Below are 20,456 nucleotides of genomic sequence, written 5' to 3'. Positions count from 1 at the left end.
AGGTGATCTTTGTTGGCACAAGAAATTCATGCAACCACGATATTTGCAGTGAGACATAATGGTCAATGTGCAATGAGTGGTGATGGTCAAGTAACACTGGGAAATTCCGTTGTAATGAAACATAAAGCTAAGAAGGTTCGTAGATTGTTTAATGGTCAAGTACTAGCGGGATTTGCAGGTTCTGTCGCAGATGCGTTTACCCTTTTTGAAAAATTTGAAGGGAAATTACAGGCTTTTAATGGTAATCTGACTCGAGCTGCTGTGGAATTAGCACAAGAATGGCGCAGTGACAGAGTTTTACGTAAGTTAGAAGCAATGTTGATTGTCATGAATAAGGATAGTATGTTGTTAATCTCAGGGACTGGTGAGGTAATTGAACCAGACGATGGTATTCTAGCAATTGGTTCAGGTGGTAATTATGCACTGAGTGCTGGTAGGGCACTTGTAAACTACGCAGAGCATCTTACAGCAGCAGATATTGCATTAGCTGCAATGAAAATCGCGGGTGAGATTTGTGTGTTTACAAACGATCAAATTACGCTGGAAGTACTTGATTAAAGAGGAGGCCATGCATAATGGAGATGAACTATACTCCAAGACAGATCGTAAATCAACTGGATAATTATATTATTGGACAACAAAGTGCCAAGAAATCTGTTGCAGTTGCCCTAAGAAATCGATATCGCAGAACCTTATTAGATGAAAAACTCAAAGAAGAAATAGTCCCTAAAAACATTTTAATGATTGGTCCTACTGGGGTTGGGAAGACAGAAATTGCTAGACGTCTTGCGAAATTAGTTGGTGCCCCATTTGTGAAAGTTGAAGCAACTAAGTTTACTGAAGTTGGATATGTAGGAAGAGATGTTGAATCCATGGTCCGAGATTTAGTCGAAATGTCTTTACGAATGGTAAAGGAAGAAAAGATGAACGGAGTCATGGATAAGGCAAAAGAAGAGGCAAATAAAAAACTAGTAAAATTATTAGTGCCTCAAGTTAAGAAACAATCCACTATCTCCAATCCATTTGAAATGCTATTTTCTAATCAAGGCACTCAAGAGGATTCAGATGAGAGTGATAAGGATGAAGAGATTAAGAATAAACGCAGTAGAGTGGCACATCAACTTGCCATGGGGGAACTAGAAGACCATATTGTTACTATTGAAATGGAAGAAATTCCACCTTCCATGTTTGATCTATTACAAGGTTCAGGAATGGAACAAATGGGTATGAACATGCAAGATGCGCTTGGGCAATTTATGCCAAAGAAGAAGAAAAAACGAAAGCTTTCGGTTTCGGAAGCAAGAAAAGTTCTCATCCAACAGGAAGCTCAAAAACTTGTTGATATGGAAGAAGTTTCACAAGAAGCGATACAAAAGGCGGAACAGTCTGGCATTATTTTTATTGATGAGATTGATAAAGTTGCTGGAAAACAAGATAACTCTCCGAATGTATCACGAGAGGGAGTGCAGCGAGACATCCTTCCGATAGTTGAAGGTTCTACTGTCGTAACGAAGCATGGCCCGGTTAAAACAGATCATATGCTATTTATAGCTGCAGGAGCTTTTCATATGGCTAAACCATCTGATTTGATTCCGGAACTGCAAGGTAGATTTCCGATTCGGGTAGAATTAGAGAAGCTTTCTGTAGAAGACTTTGTTCGAATACTAAATGAACCTTCGAATGCTTTACTCAAACAGTATCAAGCTCTATTAAAAACAGAAGGTATAAATGTAGTATTTACAGACAAAGCTGTAAATAGAATTGCAGAAATTGCCTATCAAGTAAATCAAGATACAGATAATATTGGTGCTAGAAGACTTCATACCATACTAGAGAAGCTACTAGAGGATTTATCCTTTGAGGCACCTGACGTTTCGATGGACACGGTTGAAATAACCCCAGAGTACGTCGATAAAAAACTTAGCACAATTGTTAAAAATAAAGACTTAAGTCAATTTATACTATAATAAATAAAATGGAGGAATCACTATCATGGAACTATTAGACCGCGCAAGAAAAATTAACTCGATGTTACAAAAAGCAACAGGTAAATCAGTAAACTTTAACGACATGGCAGTATCACTAACAGAGGTAATTAAGGGGAATGTGTTCATCCTAAGTAGAAGAGGGAAATTATTAGGATATGCCATCAATCAAGAAATCGAAAATGAGCGAATGAAACAAATGCTTGAGGAAAGACAATTCCCAGAAGAATATACAGAAGGATTATTCCATATTCATGAAACAACTGCTAACCTAGATATTAATAGTCAGTACACTGTATTTCCAGTTGAAAACAGAGATCTATTCAAGGATGGCTTAACGACAATTGTACCGATTATTGGTGGTGGAGAACGTCTTGGAACATTAGTCATCGGTAGATTAAAAGAATCATTTAACAATGATGACCTATTATTAGCTGAATATGGTGCAACTGTTGTTGGAATGGAAATTCTTCATGAGAAGACAGAAGAAATTGAAATGGAAGCTAGAAGTAAAGCAGTGGTACAAATGGCAATTAGCTCACTTTCTTATAGTGAACTAGAAGCTATTGATCATATCTTCGAAGAGCTTAACGGTAATGAAGGGCTTTTAGTAGCAAGTAAAATTGCTGATCGCGTAGGAATTACAAGATCTGTTATTGTTAACGCATTAAGAAAGCTTGAAAGTGCTGGTGTAATTGAATCACGCTCATTAGGTATGAAAGGTACTTATATTAAAGTACTAAATGATAAGTTCCTAGTTGAATTAGAAAAATTACGTTCTAGATAAATAACTAAAAAGAGCTCCTAGGTGGTTACCCCGAAAAGTTAGTTTTCTACTCTAACTTTTGGGATAGACCCCTAAGGTAGCTCTTTTTTTATTTACAACCTCTAGCACTTGAGCAGTTGGTAAATAGGAAATACATCCTCTAAACTGGCGTCGTTATACAGTTATCTTCTAATAATCCCTCGATGAAAATAAGACTAAACACCACATCTTTACCAATAATTTCACATTCATATAGACATTAAGTACTAAGTCTTTAGTATAATTAGGGTGAGATTTTTACAATTTTCAACAATCGAATTGCCCTATTTAGGAAAGCGGTACCATAATTATTGTTGCATTTTATAGTTAAATATACCTAGTATTACACTCCTGTTTTGCTTATAAGACCAGAAAACTGTCGAATTTTGATAGACTTTGTATCGCTTATAAATTACAATGTTCGTAGAGAAACGATTATTTGTGTCGGTCTTTAAAAAAATAGTAAACATAAGGAGGTTGCAATGATGGATTTGTTTAGTGGAACGATTAATACGTTACAACAATCACTTAACTACGCTTCGATTAAAAATCAGACAATAGCTTCCAATATTGCGAATGTAGAAACTCCAAACTATAAGTCTAAGGAAGTGGTCTTTAAAGATGTGCTTCAAGGTGAACTTTCCAATACGTTAACAGCTAAGCGAACAAACCCCAAACATTTACCGTTTGAACAGGAACAACATTTGTCTTATAAGATTGTTCAACGAAACAACACGTTCTATAACCATAACGGAAATAACGTGGATATTGATAAAGAGATGGCTGAATTAGCAGAAAATCAAATTTATTACCAAAGTCTAGTAGACAGAATTAACGGCAAGTTTAATAGTTTACAAACTGTAATTAAAGGAGGTAGGTAATCCATGTCTATCTTTAACGCCATGAATGCTAGTGCAAGTGCACTAACAGCACAACGTTTAAGAATGGATGTCATATCATCCAATATCGCAAATGCAAATACGACAAGAGCAACAGTAAATGAAAATGGTGAGGTAGAACCATATCGTAGAAAGATGGTAGAGGTAGAGCCTTCTGACCGTAATTTTCGTACTTTTTTAAATAAGGCAACGAATAATACCTCCAATAATCCTACGAGTGGTGTGAAAGTCACTGGTATTGTAGAGGATGAAGAGCCATTTAAATTAGTTTACAATCCAACACATCCAGATGCTAATGAAGCTGGTTATGTACAAATGCCGAATGTTGATCCACTTAAAGAAATGGTTGATTTAATGAGTGCGACAAGATCATATGAGGCCAATATAACGGCACTAAATGCTAGTAAAAGTATGTTGATGAAAGCTTTAGAAATTGGTAAATAAGGAGAATAATAATGAGTTTATCGATTAACGGATTACATAATTCAACAATGAACATAGCGAATGGTAAACAATCTATGACACCTGGTGAAGCACAAGCGAACTTCGCTAACTTGTTAAAGAACTCGATTCAAAATGTTAATGAATTACAAGTAGAATCTGACAAAAAGACAGAGGCACTTGCTATGGGACAAATCAATGATTTACATGATGTTATGATTACTGCACAAAAAGCGAGTGTAACACTGCAAGCTACAGTTGAAATTCAACGTAAGGCAATTGATGCATACACCGAGATAATGAGAATGCAAGTATAAAAGGTGTTCTATTAATGTATATCGGATTAACTTAATGGTCTTTTAACAAAAATATAAAATTAATAACTTGACTTATGATGAAGGTTTTGGTTATTAATTTGTTTTCGAATTTGGCGGGGGAGTACATGAACAACGATAAAATAATGAAATTAAAAGAAACGGCAACAACTTTTTGGTCAAGCCGGTCAAAAGGTCAAAAAAGTTTAATAATTGGTTCTTCGCTTGCTGTGATTGCTTTAATAGCAGTTATTTCATTATTTGCGACGAAATCAGATTACGTGCCATTGTATAAAAACTTATCATTACAAGAAGTTGGGCAAATTAAAACGGAATTAGATACTAGAGGAGTTCCGTATGAATTAGCCGATGGCGGTACTACTGTTTCTGTTCCAAAAGAGCAAGCGGATAGTCTGTTAGTAGACTTAGCGGGGCAAGGGATTCCTAATAGTGGCAATATTGATTACTCCTTCTTTAGTGAAAATGCTTCATGGGGGATAACAGATAACGAATTTAATGTGATGCACTTAGATGCGATGCAAACGGAGTTAGCGAATTTGATTACAAGAATTCAAGGGATCAATAATGCTACTGTAATGATTACCATGCCTAAGGAACCTATTTTTGTTAGTGAGCAGACACAACCAACAGAAGCTGCCATCATAATAGAAACTGAACCGGGGTATCAGTTTGAGGGTAATCAGATCAAAGCACTATATCAGTTAGTGTCTAAAGCAGTACCGAATTTACAACCTGAAAATATCAGCATTATGAATCAATATTCCGAGTTTTACGACATGAATAACGAAAATAGTAATGGATTCCAAGATGCCTATACATATCAACAAACGGTAAAGCGTGACATCGAAAGGGATATTCAAAGAAGATTACAGCAAATGCTTGGCACGATGGTTGGAATGGACAATGTCATCGTTTCTGTAACTGCAGATATTGATTTCACACAGGAAAACCGAGTGGAGGAGATTGTGGAGCCAGCAGATCCTGAGAATATGGAAGGTTTACCAGTTAGTATCGAAACGATTCGTGAAACGTATTCTGGTGCTGGAGCAAATCAAGTTGGAGGAGTTCAAGGTACTGGCGATGAAGACATTCCAGGATATCAAGGTGCTAATGCTGGTGATGATGGAGAATATGAATATATTAAGGAAACAGTTAATAATGAATTCAACCGAATTCAAAAAGAAATTATCGAAAGTCCTTATAAGGTCCGTGACTTAGGGATACAAGTTGCGGTGGACAGACTAGATTATGAAGGTAATAGATTAAACGCAGCACAAGAAGATGAAGTTAGAAATAGTATCAATGATATTTTAAATTCGATTATCGCAACATCGATTGATCCAGGATTTCAAACGGATGATCTAGCTGATAATCCCAATAATCCTAGAACGTCAATCGTGTTCCAAGAATTTAGTGGCATGAATACTCCAACAATTGATCCTGGATTTAAGATTCCAGTCTGGATGTATGTAGTAGGTGGAGTATTGCTTATAATCATTATTATCTTAATTATTCTATTATTTAAGCGAAAGTCCAACGAAGTAACGGAGGAGAATCGTGAGGAAGCAATTGCAGTGGAGTCTGTTAATACTGTTCCAGATTTAGAAGTGGAAGAAGCAACAGAAACAATTCAACGTAGAAAACAATTAGAAAAAATGGCCAAAGACAAACCAGAAGAGTTTGCGAAGCTATTACGTGGATGGATAGGAGAAGATTAGGAGGTATGAAAGATGGCTAGACAACAATCGCCACTAACTGGAAAACAAAAAGCAGCAATTCTCTTAATCTCTCTCGGACCAGATGTATCCGCCCAAGTGTATAAATATCTAACAGAGGAAGAGATTGAGAGACTAAGTCTTGAAATATCATCTGTGAAAAAAGTTGATACGAACATGAAAGAGGAAGTACTTGAGCAATTTCACCAAATAGTACTGGCACAGGATTATATCTCACAAGGCGGTATCGGATATGCCAAAACAGTGTTAGAGAAAGCCTTTGGTGAGCAAGAGGCGAGCAATATAATCAACCGATTAACTTCTTCATTACAAGTAAGGCCATTTGATTTTGCGAGAAAAGCGGATCCACAACAAGTATTGAATTTTATTCAAAATGAACACCCACAAACTATTGCATTAGTGTTATCTTATTTAGATCCGGAGCAAGCAGGACAAATACTATCTGCATTGCCACAGGAAATGCAAGCAGATATTGCACGACGTATAGCGACAATGGATTCTACTTCTCCAGATATAATTAGTCAAGTAGAAGAAGTGTTAGAACGAAATATTTCTTCTTCGTTTACAGAGGATTATACACAAACTGGTGGTATCCAGTCTGTGGTGGAAGTATTAAATGGAGTAGATAGAAGTACAGAAAGAACTATTTTGGATGCGTTAGAAATTCAAGACCCTGAACTTGCTGATGAGATTAAGAAGCGTATGTTTGTATTCGAAGATATTGTTATCCTTGATAACCGTGCAATTCAGCGAGTTATTAGAGAAGTGGAAAACGAAGATTTACGCCTTGCACTGAAAGTTTCTAGTGATGAAGTGAAAGATATTGTCTTTAAAAATATGTCACAACGTATGGCAGAGACATTTAAAGAAGAAATGGAATTTATGGGTCCTGTTCGATTACGTGATGTAGAAGAAGCGCAAACACGTATAGTTGCCATCATTAGAAGACTAGAAGATATTGGTGAGATTGTTATAGCACGCGGTGGAGGAGACGATATCATTGTCTAATACTCAACCAAGTTCCAAAAAAACAATTCAAATTATTCCTATTCAAAAAAAGCTATCAGAACAAATAGTAATTAGTTCTGAAGAGCAATTGCAATCCGAGCTAGATCAATTAAAAGTGGCTCAAGATGAATTAGAATTAGTAAAAAAACAACGAGAAGATTTAATTGCAAATACAGAGCATGAAATTCAGTCAGCAAAAGAAGCTTGGCAACAGGAAAAACTAGAATTAATGGAGCAAGCTAGACAAGAAGGATTTCAAGCTGGCTTTGAACAAGGTAAGGTGGAGAGCCTTGAGCAATATCACCACCTTATTGATCAAGCCAATGGTATTATCGAAGCTTCCAAGCTGGATTATCAGTCAACCGTGGAAAAAAGTGAAGAAACGATTCTAACACTTGCCGTACATGTCGCCCAAAAGATAATCAAGCAAGAAATCGACAAGGAACCAGAGTTGTTTTTACCGATTGTAAAAGATGCTATTTCGACGATTAAAGATCAGCGTGAAGTAACCATCTATTTACATCCAGAGAATTATGAGTATATCCTTTCTCAAAAAAATGAGTTAGAAAAAATATTAGAGTCAAAAGCGGTCCTTTCTATTTATATTAACGAAGCATTAGAAGTTGGGAGCTGTATGATAGAACATCCATTTGGGAAAATTGATGCGAGGATTCATACACAATTAAGTAAAATTTACGAAATTTTACAGGAAGTACTACTGGAGCAAAAAGCATGAATATAGAAAATTACCTTAATAGGATTGCAGAAGCTGATGTATATAAACGTTTCGGGAAGGTCCAACGAGTAGTAGGAATTATGATAGAATCTGTGGGACCTGCAGCGAATATAGGAGAAGTATGTTATATTCATCCGGGTTTAAACAAAGGTAAAAAGCCAGTACTTGCGGAGGTTGTAGGATTTAATAATGAGAATATTATACTTATGCCTTACAACGAAGTTTCGGAGATTGGACCAGGGTGTTTAGTAGAGTCTACTGGAAAACCACTAACTGTAAAAATAGGCAGAAGTTTAATAGGAAATGTCATTGATTCATTAGGGAGACCATTAGATGGTTCAGAACTGCCAAAAGGTTTATCCAATTATTTAACAGAACAGGCACCACCAAATCCAATGTCTCGACCAACAATAAAAGAACCCATTCAGGTTGGTGTGAAGGCGATTGATTCTATGCTAACTGTAGGTAGAGGTCAACGAATAGGATTATTTGCTGGTAGTGGTGTAGGGAAAAGTACACTACTTGGTATGATTGCTAGAAATAGTAAAGCAGATATAAATGTCATTGCACTTATTGGGGAGCGTGGGCGAGAGGTAAGAGAATTTATTGAAAAAGACCTTGGTCAAGAAGGGTTACATAAATCGATTGTTGTTGTAGCGACATCCGATCAACCTGCTTTAATGCGGATTAAAGGAGCATATACTGCAACCGCGATAGCAGAGTATTTCCGTGAATTAGGCTATAACGTAAACCTTATGATGGACTCTGTAACTCGTGTAGCTATGGCACAAAGGGAAGTTGGATTGGCTACAGGAGAACCGCCAACAACGAAAGGGTATACGCCATCGGTTTTCTCTATTTTACCAAAGCTATTAGAACGAACAGGTACTGATAAAAATGGCGCAATAACTGCTTTTTATACCGTGCTAGTAGATGGTGATGATATGAATGAACCAATTGCAGATACAGTTCGAGGTATTTTAGATGGACACTTTGTCATGGATCGTAAGCTAGCAGAACAAGGACAGTATCCTGCAATCAACATATTAAAATCCATTAGTAGGGTTATGAATCAAATTGTTTCCTCTGATCATCAAGAATTAGCACAAAGGGCACGGGCGCTAATAGCAAAGTATGAAGACAATAAAGATTTGATACAGATTGGTGCCTATAAACGAGGCACGGATCATGAAATCGATCGAGCGATTCTATATTATCCAAAGATCATGACATTCTTAAAACAAGGTGTCTATGAAAAATTGTCGTTAGAAGAAACAATTGAAAACTTGAGAATGGTGCTTAATGGAGGTAATTGATCATGGCAGGGACGCAAGTCTTATCCAAAATATTGGATATACGCGAAAAGGAAAAGAAAGATGCCCAGCTTGCTTATCATAAGTCTGTTGATGCTTTCGAAGAAATAGGAACGAAACTATTTAAGCTACTACAAAAAAAAGAGGCAGCCGAGGCGGTTTATGAAGAGTCATTAAGCTCTAATATGCATATTGATTTCATTCAAGATCAACTGGCTTACATTGCTAGATTAGAAAAAAATATTCAAGCGTTACAAGTTCAGGTTCAGCGAGCAAGGCATAACATGGAGTCTAAGCAGGCACTACTATCTGAGGCCCATGTAGAAACGAAGAAATTTGAGAAGATTATTGAATTTCGCAGAAACGAATCATTGACACAATTAAAACAAGCGGAAGAATCGTTTATGAATGAAATATCTATTCAACAATATCTTAGTCACAAAAAATAGGTGATAGAAATGGCAGAGCAAAAAGTAGTTAAAGAAAAAGAAAAAATGAATCCTATCTTATGGTTCCTATTTGCCATCGTTATACCTGTTATTATCGCTATTACGCTAACAGTAATTGTATTATCGCTAGCTGGGGTAAACGTAATAGATTGGGCGAAAAATACAGGAAGTAATATCCCTGTAATATCGTCCATGATTCCAACAGATGAAAAAGTTGCGGAAAAAAAGGAAGAAGAAAACTATCAGGCAACGATTGCTTCTAAAGATGAAGAAATTGAACAATTGAACCAGGAAAAAGCAACTTTAGAAAGCTCCATAGAGCAATTAGAGCTTACCATTACTAAATTGCAGAGGGATTTGGATGCAGCTAAGCAGACAACAGAAGAGGATTCTAGTAAATCTATTAAGCAAATGTCGAGCTCTTTCAAAGAAATGAGAAGTGAACAAGCTGCAATCATACTAGAACAACTGGATCGAGAATCGGCTTTTACTATATTAAGTGAGATGTCTAATAAAGATCGTGGAGCTATTTTGGAAAATATGAATCCAGACTCAGCTGCAGCTATTACGAAACTTTTTATTGATCAATAAGCGCACTTGTTTTGAAAGGGGGTGAAAGATGTGAATGCGGTTAACATGGTATCACAGACACTACGTCATGTATTGGACAATTCAACTCCTCATGACAAACAGGCGAATACATCTTCATTGTTTACTATGTTATTACAACAACAAGGAAACATGATGAAGAATGACTCATCTCTGGAGACAAAGTCGGCCAGTAAAGAAACAATAACGTTAGAAGCATTACTAGAAGGAATGGATATAGAAGATATTGAGTTAAGTGAAATAACAACAACACAAGATCTGACTATATCAACAGGGACTGTAATGGAACCACTTGATTTGGAACAGCTACGTCTTCGTCTTATTGGCTATCATCCTAATATTCTAATTCCAATGGAAGTGGAGTCTGTTAATAAGGATGAACTAGTAATCGATGAGATAGAACAATTGGATGAGCCAGCGCTGGTTGTTGTACAACAAAAGTTAGTCGAAGTATTTACTAAGTTTGAAAGCTTAGTTCGAGATGCTTCTTCTGAGGAAGAGTTTAAAAGGATAGCTCCAAAATTATTGGATTTGCTAAAGCAATGGACTTCACTAGAAAAAGACTTAAGCAATCTTGAAAAACAAGCAAAATCGATAGAACTGACTGGCACGAAAGAAAACCAATTATGGAAAGAATTAGTTATGGCATATCAAAACCGTGCTACGTTTTCCAATAAACTCCAATATCAAAACGATGCACAAGTTACGACAAAAGATGTTGTGAGATGGCTAGAAAATGCACTACATAATCAACAGGGCTCAGAAAACGTAATGCCAAGTCAGAACACTAGCTTTTCAAGTCATACGTATGTACCTAAGCTAGAACAATATGTCATTTTCGTTAATCAAAACGCGAGTGGACAAGTAGTAGAACAACAATTGATGGAGCAATTTCATCAGGTTTTAAAAACAAGTAAATTCTTATCGATGCCAAATGGGATGAATCAACTTTCCATTTCCCTAAGGCCTGAAAATCTTGGAGAAATGATGATTCGTTTAACTGAAATGAATGGTGAAATGACAGTTAAGATTGTAGTAAGTACTCAAGCTGCTAAAGATATGCTCGAGTCCAATATTAATCAATTGAAGCATATGTTTTCCCCACAGCAAGTCGTGATTGAACGACAGGATGTAGGAGCTGGACAAGGACAAGCACAAACAAAGCAGGGAGATGAACAATCTTTACAAGGTCAACATCAAGACCAATCAGATGATATGGATCACCAGCAAGAAAGTAATCACAGTGGAGATGACTTTGAAGCAAGGTTAGATGAATTGATTCGAAATATGGAAGTGTAGGTGAATAGCATGCCAACAATAGATCCTTCTCTATATTTAAAAAATCAATCGACAACAAGAGAGGCTCCAGATAATAATCTTGGAAAAGATGATTTTTTAAGAATACTAATGGCACAATTACAAAATCAAGACCCAACGAATCCAATGGATGACCGGGAGTTTATTTCACAACTTGCTCAATTTTCAGCATTAGAACAATCCATGAATATGGCAACTGCTATTAATCAATTAGTTCAGAGTCAACAATTTAACCCTATTGTTCAGCATAGTCATTTAATCGGGAAAACAGTCTCTTATCGGAATTATGACCAAGAAGCAGATAAATGGCTACCACTTCAATCTAGTGAGGTTGTTGCAGTCGGTCTAGAAGAAGGTTATGCAGTTCTTCAATTAGCTAACGGGGACAAGGTGTTTGCAGATTTTATTTTAGGAATAAAAGAAACCGAACAGAACAGCGATGAAGACTCAACTAATGAGCAAGTAGATAATGAAAAGGATAAGGTCGGGTCTGAATAAAGGAAGTGAAGATTATGGATCACCGAATTCATCAAATTCCTAGTCAACAGGCGTTACAATTTCCGACAACAGCAAAGAGTAAAACGAATGATCAAGGGCTGTCTTTCAAGTCGATTCTTAAAGAACAACAAGAGCTAAAAGTCAGCAAGCATGCTAGTGATAGATTACAAGAAAGAAAAATTCATTTAAATGATACACAATGGAAAATCATTAATGAAAAAGTTACCGAAGCAAGAGCAAAGGGAGTTACAGATTCCCTTGTTGTGATGAATAATACAGCCCTCTTAGTTAGTGCGAAAAACAACACAGTAGTGACAGCAATGAATTTGGATGAAGCCTCTAATCGAATATTTACTAATATTAATGGAACCATTCTTATAAACGACTAGGCTGGACCCTTATGGGAAGCCAAAAGCTGTTGACTGATTGATACAGCTTCAATTAAACCGAAAAAGGGGAGTATGAAAATGCTACGTTCAATGTATGCTGGTATTTCTGGAATGAAAAATTTTCAAACAAAATTAGATGTAATTGGGAATAACATTGCCAATGTTAACACATCAGGCTTTAAGAAAGGTCGTGTAACCTTTCAAGATATGATGAGTCAGATGACATCTGGTGCACAAGGTCCAACTGCTACTCGAGGTGGAATTAACCCAGCACAAGTTGGTTTGGGGGCGCAATTAGGTTCTATCGATAATATTCATACCCAAGGTTTCCGTCAAACAACAAATAGTCCACTTGATTTTGCTTTAGAGGGAGATGGAATGTTTGTTGTACAGGATGGTGCTGCTACTTATTATACTAGAGCCGGTAATTTCTACCTTGATCAAGATGGGTACATTGTAAATCCTCAAGGTATGTATCTAATGGGATATGGAAGAATTGAGGGAGAAGGACTTACTGCAGAAGATGAGCAAGGTAACTATGTTGAAATTTCTACTATTAATGGAGTAACTTCTATAACGCTCGTGAACTCAGACTCTCAAGGGAATGTATTTGATAATGTTACTCCTGAAGTTGGGCTAGGCGAGGATGGAGAAACAATTGAAACGTACACAACAAATTGGGGAGACGTTATTGTTACCACAGATCTCAATGGTGAAATCACAGTGGAATTACCAGAATCCATAGGTGGTCAAACTGTAACAGGAAGTCTAGTTGAAGTATCTGGAATTGATTATAATGTTACAGGTCCAATTAGTCTTCCGGAGAATGCACAAAGCTTTAGTGTACAGAAGGATGGAACGGTTAACTTTGTTGATGAAAATGGAAATCCCCAAGTCGCAGGTCAAATTGTACTTGCTAATTTCTCAAATCCTGCAGGGCTTGAAAAAGCAGGAAGCAATCTCTTTTTAAATAGTACAAACGCTGGATATACTGGTCTAATTATTCCAGAGACAGACGGTGCATCTATTATCAGTGGTGCTTTAGAAATGTCTAACGTTGATCTTGCTGAAGAGTTCACGGAAATGATTACAGCTCAGCGTGGATTCCAAGCAAATACTAGAATTATTACAACATCGGATGAAATCCTACAAGAGCTCGTTAATTTAAAACGATAATAGGGAGGTAGGATGATGTCTTAGGGGGGGAATTCCCCTCTACAGACATCTTCTTCCAATTTATGATAAAACTGAAACGACTAAATGGTGAATCTTTTACAGTGAATGCTTTTATGATTGAACAAATTCAATCATACCCAGATACAACGATTACGTTAATCAATGGAAAAAAAGTAGTGGTAAAAGAGACAGAAGAAGATGTAACAGAACGTATAACAGCTTACTATAAGCGGATTGGTATTATACATTCACTAAGTGAGGTGAAAAATTCAATTGAGTAAACTTGTTAAAACGATGCTAATTTCATTAGTAATTATTATTTTAGTAGGTGTTGTTGGAGCAGTAATTGTCCTCAATGTACTAGACAAGAAAGATAAAGATGGAGAACAAAGTATCGATGAGATTGTTGAATATTCTTATCAAACACCTGAAATTACAACTGACCTTAGTGATGGTAGCTTTGTTCGTATTCAATTTCAAATCATAACAGATGGTAAGCATGCAAGAGAAGAGCTCTCCAAGCGTGAATTCCAAGTTAGAAACATACTGATTAAGGAATTAGCGAAAATGGATGAGGAAGAATTTAAAACAGGCCTTTCCGAGGTTGAGGATACGCTTAAACTGGAGCTAAATGAACTCATGACGGAGGGCACCATACAAGATGTTTATACAATCAATAAAATATTACAGTAGACTAAATACTCCTATATGGAGGTGAGTATCTTTGGCAGATGAAGTTCTTTCGCAAAATGAAATCGACGCACTATTATCAGCTTTAACAACAGGTGATATGGATGCAGAAGAACTAAAAAAAGAAGAAAGTGAAAAAAAGGTTCGTGTCTATGATTTCAAGCGAGCGCTACGATTTTCAAAAGACCAAATTCGTAGTATCGGAAGAATTCATGAAAATTACGCAAGGCTATTAACGACTTTATTTTCATCACAACTGAGGAGCTACGTGAATATTACCGTTGCATCAGTTGACCAAATTCCGTATGAGGAATTTATCCGATCTATTCCTAAAGTCACGGTATTAAATCTTTATAATGTATCGCCATTGGATGGACGCATTATTATGGAGGTTAATCCGAACATTGCTTACGGGATGTTAGATAGATTACTAGGCGGTAGAGGAGATTCAATCAATAAAATTGATAATCTAACCGAAATAGAAACGATATTAATCTCTCAGTTATTTGAGAAGGCCACAGTCAGTTTAAAGGAAGCATGGGCATCCTTAATTGATATAGAGCCAGAACTAGAAGATATGGAGATTAATCCTCAGTTTTTACAGCTAGTATCACCCAATGAAACAGTAGTCGTTGTCTCTTTAAATACGGCTATTGGAGAAGTAAGTGGCATGATTAATATATGTATCCCGCATATTGTTTTAGAGCCTATTATCTCAAGGCTATCTGTTCAATATTGGATGCAAACCTCCACGAAAAAACGGGATCCAGAGGCTAGTGATAAACTGGCGAAGAATATTGAGAAGGTTCCGGTTGATGCGAAAGCAATTCTTGGTGAGACAACGATGAGTATCCAGCAATTTTTAGATTTAGCTTCACAAGATGTGATTGCGTTAAAACAACCAATAGATCAACCATTAATTCTAAAAATAAATGATGAACCTAAATTCCACGTACAGCCTGGTAAATACAAAAACAAATTATCTGTTCAGGTGTTGGAAGAAATAAAGGAAGGAGTTGAAGGAAATGAATGATGGAATGCTTTCCCAGGATGAAATTGATGCTCTATTAAATGTTGGTGCGGATGATGACTCCGAAGAAAAAACAAATGATGCATCTGAAAGCTCGATCGATATGAGTGATTATCTCTCATCTATAGAAATTGATACACTGGGTGAAATTGGAAACATTTCATTTGGAAGCTCTGCTACTACGCTTTCAACCCTATTAAATCAAAAAGTAGAAATTACGACACCAACGGTATCGATAATTCCTAAATCTCAAGTAGAAGAGGCATTTCAGTTTGAACATGTAAGTGTTCAAGTAAATTATGTAGAAGGTTTTACTGGAAAGAACGTACTAATTATTAAAAAAGAAGATGCTGCCATTATATCTGATATTATGCTTGGCGGAGATGGGTTAGGCCCATTTGGAGAGTTAAATGAGATTCATTTAAGCGCAGTACAAGAAGCGATGAATCAAATGATGGGTGCGGCGGCAACAAGTATGTCCACTGTTTTCGCTAAACGTGTTGATATTTCACCACCGTCCATATCGCAAGAAAAATTACCAGATGCAGAAGATGACAGTACAGCAGATGTGTATGTAAAAGTTTCTTTCCAACTCCAAGTTGGGAGCTTAATAGATTCTAACATTATGCAGCTAATGCCAGTTCCTTTCGCGAAACAATTAGTTGATGAATTATTGAATAATAGTCAGGAAAGCCAATCGGAATCAGCTGTGGCAATAGAGGAGTCCGTTATTTATCAGGAAACAGCACCAGTACAAGCTAACAATGCGACTTTTACTAGAGAAGTGCCACCGGAGCCACAATTAATCGGTAATTCGATGAATCAAAACCAGGCGAATGTACAACAAGCTGAATTCTCGACTTTTGAACAGCAAAGCCAAACGGTAAGTCAGCCTAGGAATTTAGATATGTTACTTGATATCCCTTTAAAAGTAACAGTAGAGCTAGGAAGAACTAGGCGTACGGTAAAGGATATACTTGACTTAACTGCAGGTTCTATTATTGAATTAGACAAATTAGCTGGGGAACCAGTAGATATTTTAGTAAATGAAAAATTAATAGCTCAAGGGGAAGTAGTAGTTATTGATGAGAACTTTGGTGTTCGAGTGACGGATATCATAAGTCAATCTGATCGACTTATGAAGCTGAAATAATCATTCTAGGAGGAATTTGACATGAGTAAACGCATTTTAATTGTAGATGACGCAGCTTTTATGCGAATGATGATAAAGGATATTTTAGTAAAGAACGGTTTCGAAGTAGTTGGGGAAGCGCAAGATGGCGTTCAAGCGGTTGAGCTTTTTAACGAACTGAATCCAGATTTAGTAACGATGGATATTACGATGCCGGAAATGGATGGTATTACGGCTTTGAAAAAAATTAAAGAACAAAGTCCAGCTGCCAAAATTATTATGTGCTCTGCTATGGGACAACAAGCGATGGTTATTGATGCAATCCAAGCCGGAGCAAAGGATTTTATTGTGAAACCATTCCAGGCTGATCGAGTAATTGAAGCAATCCAGAAAGCATTGGATTAAGAAACGGTGAGGAAATTGGGTATAAAAAGTAGTGCGGGGATTCTGCTTGGTTTATTACTATTCCTAATAGTATCCCCTTTAACTGTTTTTGCTGATGGTGATATGGTTATTGATCAATATGATGACAATCAGGATCAGAATAAACAGGAGTCAGAAGAAGAATCCCCCGTTAACTTAAGTCCTAACCAAAGTATTAGTTCTGATAATGGTTCATTAGTTTTTGATTTAGTTAAAATGGTTTTTGCTTTGTTTCTCATTCTTGCATTAATTTATTTCGTTTTAAAGTTCTTAAACAGACGTAATAAGCTTTTCAATCAGGTGAAGGCTTTAGAAAATCTTGGTGGAATAGCAGTTGGTCCTAGCAAATCAATCCAAATTATTCGTGTTGGAAGTAAGGTATACCTTGTGGGTGTAGGGGAGAATGTTCAACTTTTAGAAGAGATAGAAGATGAGGGAATGAAAGAAGAAATTCTAAGTAGCTATAACCAGCAATCTGATTTCAAACCAGAAAACTTGCTATCACTTCTTCAACGAAAAGACAAGCAAACAAATGAGAATACGAATGATACGAACGCAAATTTTAAAAATTTATTCTCTAATGAGTTAGAGAAACTGAAGGAAAATAGAAAAAAATTAGTGAATAAGCATACCGAGAAGGAAGATATCCATGAATGAATTTATCGATATGTTTTCTGGTTCCGACCCTACAAATGTTTCAACATCGATACGGTTAATCCTGTTGCTAACGGTATTTTCCTTAGCACCGGGGATTTTAATCTTAATGACCAGCTTTACTAGAATTGTTATTGTTCTATCATTTGTTAGAACATCACTGGCGACACAGCAAATGCCACCGAACCAAGTGTTAATTGGTTTAGCTTTATTTTTAACGTTTTTTATTATGGCACCTACTTTTAGTGAGGTTTATCAACAAGGGTTACAACCATTATTTAATGAAGAAATTACACTGGATGAAGCATATGACCGGGCTAGTGAGCCCATTAAGAACTTTATGGCTAAACATACAAGGCAGAAAGATTTAGCACTCTTTTTGAGTTATGCCGAAATTGAAGCGCCGGAAACTATACAAGATATTCCACTAACCGCTTTAGTGCCAGCTTTTGCGATTAGTGAATTGAAAACAGCATTTCAAATGGGCTTTATGATTTTTATCCCATTTCTTATCATTGATATGGCGGTTGCCAGTATTCTTATGTCAATGGGGATGATGATGCTACCACCTGTAATGATTTCATTACCATTTAAAATACTTTTATTCGTAATGGTTGATGGTTGGTATTTAATTACGCACTCTTTATTGTCAGGTTTCTGACGTCTTTAAAATAGGGGAAAGGAGGGGTTATGGATTTGAGTAGTGAATTTGTATTATCTCTAGCAGAAAAAGGCATTTATACGATACTTCTCATAACAGGTCCATTATTAATATTGGCACTTGCTGTTGGTTTACTAGTTAGTATATTCCAAGCAACTACACAAATTCAGGAACAGACCCTTGCTTTTATTCCTAAAATTGTAGCTGTTTTAGTTGGATTGTTATTTTTCGGTCCTTGGATGCTGTCCACCTTGGTAGAATTCACGGCGGATTTATTTCAAAATTTAAATCGGTTTGTAGGGTAAATAATGTTAGAGCTAATTAATATAAATAGTTTTCCAGTCTTTTTACTTATATTAGTCCGTATATTAGGGTTCTTTGTTACAATGCCTTTATTTTCTTATCGAACCATTCCAGTACAATTTAGAATTGGTATTAGTGTGTTTTTAGCTTTTATCATTTTTTATACGGTTGATCCATCTGGAATTATGTTCGATGAATTATATTTATTTTTGATTATAAAAGAGGTACTTGTTGGGGTTCTAATAGGACTAATTGGCTATATTATCATTTCAGCTGTTCAAGTTGCTGGTGGATTAATAGATTTTCAAATGGGGTTTGCTATTGCAAATGTCATGGATCCACAAACAGGTGCACAAAGCCCGATAACAGGACAATATTTCTATATTATCGCATTATTATTCTTATTATCGGTTGATGGTCACCATATTTTAATAGATGGGATTGTTAATAGCTATTCGTTTATCCCAATAGATGCATTTATTCCGTTTGAAAACGGGAGTATTGCAGAGTTTGTCATAAGGGCATTTAATAGTATGTTTCTTATAGCTTTCCAAATAGCGGTTCCTATTGTTGGCTGTCTGTTCTTAGTAGATGTTGCCTTAGGAATTATTTCTAGAACGGTACCCCAACTAAATGTATTTGTAGTGGGATTACCATTAAAAATATTAGTAAGCTTTGTTGCAATTCTAGTTTTCTTAAGTCTCTATATCGTTCTAGTAAAAAATCTATTTCGTTATATGTTTGAAGTTATTCAAGGGTTAATGATGTTATTTGGAGGTGCTTAATATGCAATTACGATTGGATCTCCAATTTTTTGCTGGAGAAAAAACAGAAAAAGCAACTCCAAAGAAACGAAACGATGAGAGAAAGAAAGGGAGAGTAGCAAAAAGTCAAGATGTAAATACAGCCTTTTTACTACTATTTGTTTTAATCATGATGGCGGTATTTGGAAGTTTTATGAAGGATAATATGCTTGCCCTCTTCCAACATACATTTACTGAGTTTATTCATTGGGAACTTACCGAAAAAAACGTCTTTCAGCTGTTTAAAGAAATTATGTTGGAATTCGCTAAAATAGTGGGACCAGTAATGATTATAGCGGTGGTAGCTGGTGTTGGGTCTAATCTAATGCAAATTGGGTTTTTATTTACAACAGAGCCATTGAAATTCGATTTAAAGAAAATTGATCCCATTCAAGGTGCAAAACGCATTTTTTCATTACGTGCACTTGTAGAATTATTGAAGTCATTTTTAAAAATAGTTGTTATAGGCTTTATCACATTCTTTGTTATTTGGCTATTTAAGGACGACATGCTCATGATTGCGTTTAAAAATGCGGAGAACGCACTTGCCTTTTTCGGAAGGACAACTTTAATCATGGGAATTGCAGCAACGATAGCCTTACTGTTCTTAGCGGTATTTGATTATACTTATCAAAAATACGACTTTGAGAAGAACATCCGAATGTCGAAGCAAGACATTAAGGATGAATATAAAAATATCGAAGGTGACCCTTTGATAAAATCGAAAATAAAAGAAAAACAAAAACAGATATCGATGCGTCGTATGATGAGTGAAATTCCTAATGCCGATGTAGTAATTACAAACCCTACGCATTATGCAATTGCCATTAAATATGATGAAGAAAAAGCAAGTGCTCCTTATGTTGTAGCAAAGGGTGTAGATCATATTGCATTTAAAATCCGTGAGATTGCCAATGCAAATAATGTGATCACTGTAGAAAATAGACCTTTAGCAAGGTCACTTTATGCCTCGGTAGAGATTGGTGAGGTAGTTCCAGAAGAATTTTATCAAGCGGTTGCTGAAGTATTAGCATATGTATACCGCATGGAGAAAAAAGTTTAAA

26 protein-coding genes are annotated in these 20,456 nt (G+C 36.2%); all 26 read left to right on the top strand.

Annotated elements, in window-relative coordinates:
- Positions 1-12 precede the first annotated feature (12 nt).
- The 26 genes from hslV to flhB all read left to right on the top strand — a co-directional run bounded on the left by hslV (position 13) and on the right by flhB (position 20,455).
- Entirely contained in the window at positions 13-558 is a 546-nt protein-coding gene (hslV, locus tag MKY78_RS00210; RefSeq protein WP_339215339.1) for an ATP-dependent protease subunit HslV, read from the top strand.
- 17 nt (positions 559-575) lie between these two features.
- Positions 576-1,967 (top strand): HslU--HslV peptidase ATPase subunit, encoded by a 1,392-nt coding sequence (gene hslU, locus MKY78_RS00205; RefSeq protein ID WP_339215337.1) that lies wholly within the window; start codon positions 576-578, stop codon positions 1,965-1,967.
- A gap of 25 nt (positions 1,968-1,992) precedes the next feature.
- A complete protein-coding gene (gene codY, locus MKY78_RS00200) occupies positions 1,993-2,772 on the top strand; it encodes a GTP-sensing pleiotropic transcriptional regulator CodY (protein ID WP_339215335.1) in 780 nt (259 codons plus the stop codon).
- A gap of 503 nt (positions 2,773-3,275) precedes the next feature.
- Complete coding sequence (gene flgB / locus MKY78_RS00195; RefSeq protein WP_339215333.1) at positions 3,276-3,671, top strand: flagellar basal body rod protein FlgB; 396 nt, start codon at positions 3,276-3,278, stop codon at positions 3,669-3,671.
- Positions 3,672-3,674: 3 nt separating this feature from the next.
- On the top strand, positions 3,675-4,133 hold the full coding sequence (gene flgC, locus MKY78_RS00190) for a flagellar basal body rod protein FlgC (RefSeq protein ID WP_339215331.1): 459 nt from the start codon (positions 3,675-3,677) through the stop codon (positions 4,131-4,133).
- An 11-nt stretch (positions 4,134-4,144) separates the two neighbouring features.
- Positions 4,145-4,447, top strand: a complete 303-nt coding sequence (gene fliE / locus MKY78_RS00185) for a flagellar hook-basal body complex protein FliE (RefSeq protein ID WP_339215329.1) — start codon at positions 4,145-4,147, stop codon at positions 4,445-4,447.
- A gap of 125 nt (positions 4,448-4,572) precedes the next feature.
- The gene (fliF, locus tag MKY78_RS00180; protein WP_339215328.1) at positions 4,573-6,183 is read left to right on the top strand and encodes a flagellar basal-body MS-ring/collar protein FliF; all 1,611 of its coding nucleotides are present in this window, start codon (positions 4,573-4,575) and stop codon (positions 6,181-6,183) included.
- A 12-nt stretch (positions 6,184-6,195) separates the two neighbouring features.
- Positions 6,196-7,209, top strand: a complete 1,014-nt coding sequence (fliG, locus tag MKY78_RS00175; RefSeq protein WP_339215326.1) for a flagellar motor switch protein FliG — start codon at positions 6,196-6,198, stop codon at positions 7,207-7,209.
- Positions 7,202-7,945, top strand: coding sequence for a flagellar assembly protein FliH (gene fliH, locus MKY78_RS00170; RefSeq protein ID WP_339215325.1), 744 nt, complete (start codon positions 7,202-7,204; stop codon positions 7,943-7,945). The genes fliG and fliH overlap by 8 nt, the downstream gene beginning before the upstream one ends.
- Entirely contained in the window at positions 7,942-9,261 is a 1,320-nt protein-coding gene (gene fliI / locus MKY78_RS00165; protein WP_339215323.1) for a flagellar protein export ATPase FliI, read from the top strand. The genes fliH and fliI overlap by 4 nt, the downstream gene beginning before the upstream one ends.
- A gap of 2 nt (positions 9,262-9,263) precedes the next feature.
- A complete protein-coding gene (gene fliJ / locus MKY78_RS00160) occupies positions 9,264-9,707 on the top strand; it encodes a flagellar export protein FliJ (RefSeq protein ID WP_339215321.1) in 444 nt (147 codons plus the stop codon).
- A gap of 9 nt (positions 9,708-9,716) precedes the next feature.
- On the top strand, positions 9,717-10,298 hold the full coding sequence (locus MKY78_RS00155; RefSeq protein ID WP_339215319.1) for a hypothetical protein: 582 nt from the start codon (positions 9,717-9,719) through the stop codon (positions 10,296-10,298).
- A gap of 30 nt (positions 10,299-10,328) precedes the next feature.
- Positions 10,329-11,615 carry a flagellar hook-length control protein FliK gene (locus MKY78_RS00150; RefSeq protein WP_339215317.1) on the top strand — a complete coding sequence of 429 codons (1,287 nt, stop codon included), beginning with the start codon at positions 10,329-10,331 and terminating at the stop codon, positions 11,613-11,615.
- A gap of 9 nt (positions 11,616-11,624) precedes the next feature.
- The gene (flgD, locus tag MKY78_RS00145; RefSeq protein ID WP_339215315.1) at positions 11,625-12,131 is read left to right on the top strand and encodes a flagellar hook assembly protein FlgD; all 507 of its coding nucleotides are present in this window, start codon (positions 11,625-11,627) and stop codon (positions 12,129-12,131) included.
- Positions 12,132-12,145: 14 nt separating this feature from the next.
- A complete protein-coding gene (locus MKY78_RS00140; RefSeq protein ID WP_339215313.1) occupies positions 12,146-12,520 on the top strand; it encodes a TIGR02530 family flagellar biosynthesis protein in 375 nt (124 codons plus the stop codon).
- A gap of 78 nt (positions 12,521-12,598) precedes the next feature.
- Positions 12,599-13,696: a flagellar hook-basal body complex protein gene (locus MKY78_RS00135; protein WP_339215312.1), complete on the top strand. Its 1,098-nt coding sequence runs from the start codon at positions 12,599-12,601 to the stop codon at positions 13,694-13,696.
- Between the two features lie 62 nt (positions 13,697-13,758).
- Complete coding sequence (locus tag MKY78_RS00130) at positions 13,759-13,977, top strand: flagellar FlbD family protein (protein WP_186868679.1); 219 nt, start codon at positions 13,759-13,761, stop codon at positions 13,975-13,977.
- The gene (fliL, locus tag MKY78_RS00125; RefSeq protein ID WP_339215310.1) at positions 13,970-14,389 is read left to right on the top strand and encodes a flagellar basal body-associated protein FliL; all 420 of its coding nucleotides are present in this window, start codon (positions 13,970-13,972) and stop codon (positions 14,387-14,389) included. The genes MKY78_RS00130 and fliL overlap by 8 nt, the downstream gene beginning before the upstream one ends.
- A 31-nt stretch (positions 14,390-14,420) precedes the next feature.
- Positions 14,421-15,419, top strand: a complete 999-nt coding sequence (gene fliM / locus MKY78_RS00120) for a flagellar motor switch protein FliM (protein WP_339215309.1) — start codon at positions 14,421-14,423, stop codon at positions 15,417-15,419.
- Positions 15,412-16,569: a flagellar motor switch phosphatase FliY gene (gene fliY, locus MKY78_RS00115; RefSeq protein ID WP_339215307.1), complete on the top strand. Its 1,158-nt coding sequence runs from the start codon at positions 15,412-15,414 to the stop codon at positions 16,567-16,569. The genes fliM and fliY overlap by 8 nt, the downstream gene beginning before the upstream one ends.
- 21 nt (positions 16,570-16,590) lie before the next feature.
- On the top strand, positions 16,591-16,953 hold the full coding sequence (locus MKY78_RS00110; protein ID WP_339215306.1) for a response regulator: 363 nt from the start codon (positions 16,591-16,593) through the stop codon (positions 16,951-16,953).
- A gap of 6 nt (positions 16,954-16,959) precedes the next feature.
- Entirely contained in the window at positions 16,960-17,628 is a 669-nt protein-coding gene (locus MKY78_RS00105) for a flagellar biosynthetic protein FliO (protein ID WP_339215304.1), read from the top strand.
- Positions 17,621-18,286: a flagellar type III secretion system pore protein FliP gene (gene fliP, locus MKY78_RS00100; protein WP_186868684.1), complete on the top strand. Its 666-nt coding sequence runs from the start codon at positions 17,621-17,623 to the stop codon at positions 18,284-18,286. Before MKY78_RS00105 ends, fliP begins: the two co-directional genes overlap by 8 nt.
- A gap of 35 nt (positions 18,287-18,321) precedes the next feature.
- The gene (fliQ, locus tag MKY78_RS00095) at positions 18,322-18,591 is read left to right on the top strand and encodes a flagellar biosynthesis protein FliQ (protein WP_339215302.1); all 270 of its coding nucleotides are present in this window, start codon (positions 18,322-18,324) and stop codon (positions 18,589-18,591) included.
- Positions 18,592-18,594: 3 nt separating this feature from the next.
- Positions 18,595-19,374: a flagellar biosynthetic protein FliR gene (gene fliR / locus MKY78_RS00090; RefSeq protein ID WP_339215300.1), complete on the top strand. Its 780-nt coding sequence runs from the start codon at positions 18,595-18,597 to the stop codon at positions 19,372-19,374.
- Position 19,375: 1 nt separating this feature from the next.
- Positions 19,376-20,455, top strand: coding sequence for a flagellar biosynthesis protein FlhB (gene flhB, locus MKY78_RS00085; protein ID WP_339215298.1), 1,080 nt, complete (start codon positions 19,376-19,378; stop codon positions 20,453-20,455).
- Position 20,456 lies beyond the last annotated feature (1 nt).

This window comes from Ornithinibacillus sp. FSL M8-0202 (genome assembly GCF_037975285.1).
GTDB lineage: Bacteria > Bacillota > Bacilli > Bacillales > Amphibacillaceae > Ornithinibacillus > Ornithinibacillus massiliensis.
Note: the sequence above shows the minus strand (reverse complement) of the source record. Positions and strands in the feature narration are given on the sequence as shown.

Coding starts and splice junctions, on each gene's coding strand:
- hslU (WP_339215337.1), top strand. CDS start 576: ATGGAGATGAACTATACTCCAAGACAGATCGTAAATCAACTGGATAAT.
- codY (WP_339215335.1), top strand. CDS start 1,993: ATGGAACTATTAGACCGCGCAAGAAAAATTAACTCGATGTTACAAAAA.
- flgB (WP_339215333.1), top strand. CDS start 3,276: ATGGATTTGTTTAGTGGAACGATTAATACGTTACAACAATCACTTAAC.
- flgC (WP_339215331.1), top strand. CDS start 3,675: ATGTCTATCTTTAACGCCATGAATGCTAGTGCAAGTGCACTAACAGCA.
- fliE (WP_339215329.1), top strand. CDS start 4,145: ATGAGTTTATCGATTAACGGATTACATAATTCAACAATGAACATAGCG.
- fliF (WP_339215328.1), top strand. CDS start 4,573: ATGAACAACGATAAAATAATGAAATTAAAAGAAACGGCAACAACTTTT.
- fliG (WP_339215326.1), top strand. CDS start 6,196: ATGGCTAGACAACAATCGCCACTAACTGGAAAACAAAAAGCAGCAATT.
- fliI (WP_339215323.1), top strand. CDS start 7,942: ATGAATATAGAAAATTACCTTAATAGGATTGCAGAAGCTGATGTATAT.
- fliJ (WP_339215321.1), top strand. CDS start 9,264: ATGGCAGGGACGCAAGTCTTATCCAAAATATTGGATATACGCGAAAAG.
- MKY78_RS00155 (WP_339215319.1), top strand. CDS start 9,717: ATGGCAGAGCAAAAAGTAGTTAAAGAAAAAGAAAAAATGAATCCTATC.
- flgD (WP_339215315.1), top strand. CDS start 11,625: ATGCCAACAATAGATCCTTCTCTATATTTAAAAAATCAATCGACAACA.
- MKY78_RS00140 (WP_339215313.1), top strand. CDS start 12,146: ATGGATCACCGAATTCATCAAATTCCTAGTCAACAGGCGTTACAATTT.
- MKY78_RS00135 (WP_339215312.1), top strand. CDS start 12,599: ATGCTACGTTCAATGTATGCTGGTATTTCTGGAATGAAAAATTTTCAA.
- MKY78_RS00130 (WP_186868679.1), top strand. CDS start 13,759: ATGATAAAACTGAAACGACTAAATGGTGAATCTTTTACAGTGAATGCT.
- fliY (WP_339215307.1), top strand. CDS start 15,412: ATGAATGATGGAATGCTTTCCCAGGATGAAATTGATGCTCTATTAAAT.
- MKY78_RS00110 (WP_339215306.1), top strand. CDS start 16,591: ATGAGTAAACGCATTTTAATTGTAGATGACGCAGCTTTTATGCGAATG.
- fliP (WP_186868684.1), top strand. CDS start 17,621: ATGAATGAATTTATCGATATGTTTTCTGGTTCCGACCCTACAAATGTT.
- fliR (WP_339215300.1), top strand. CDS start 18,595: ATGTTAGAGCTAATTAATATAAATAGTTTTCCAGTCTTTTTACTTATA.
- flhB (WP_339215298.1), top strand. CDS start 19,376: ATGCAATTACGATTGGATCTCCAATTTTTTGCTGGAGAAAAAACAGAA.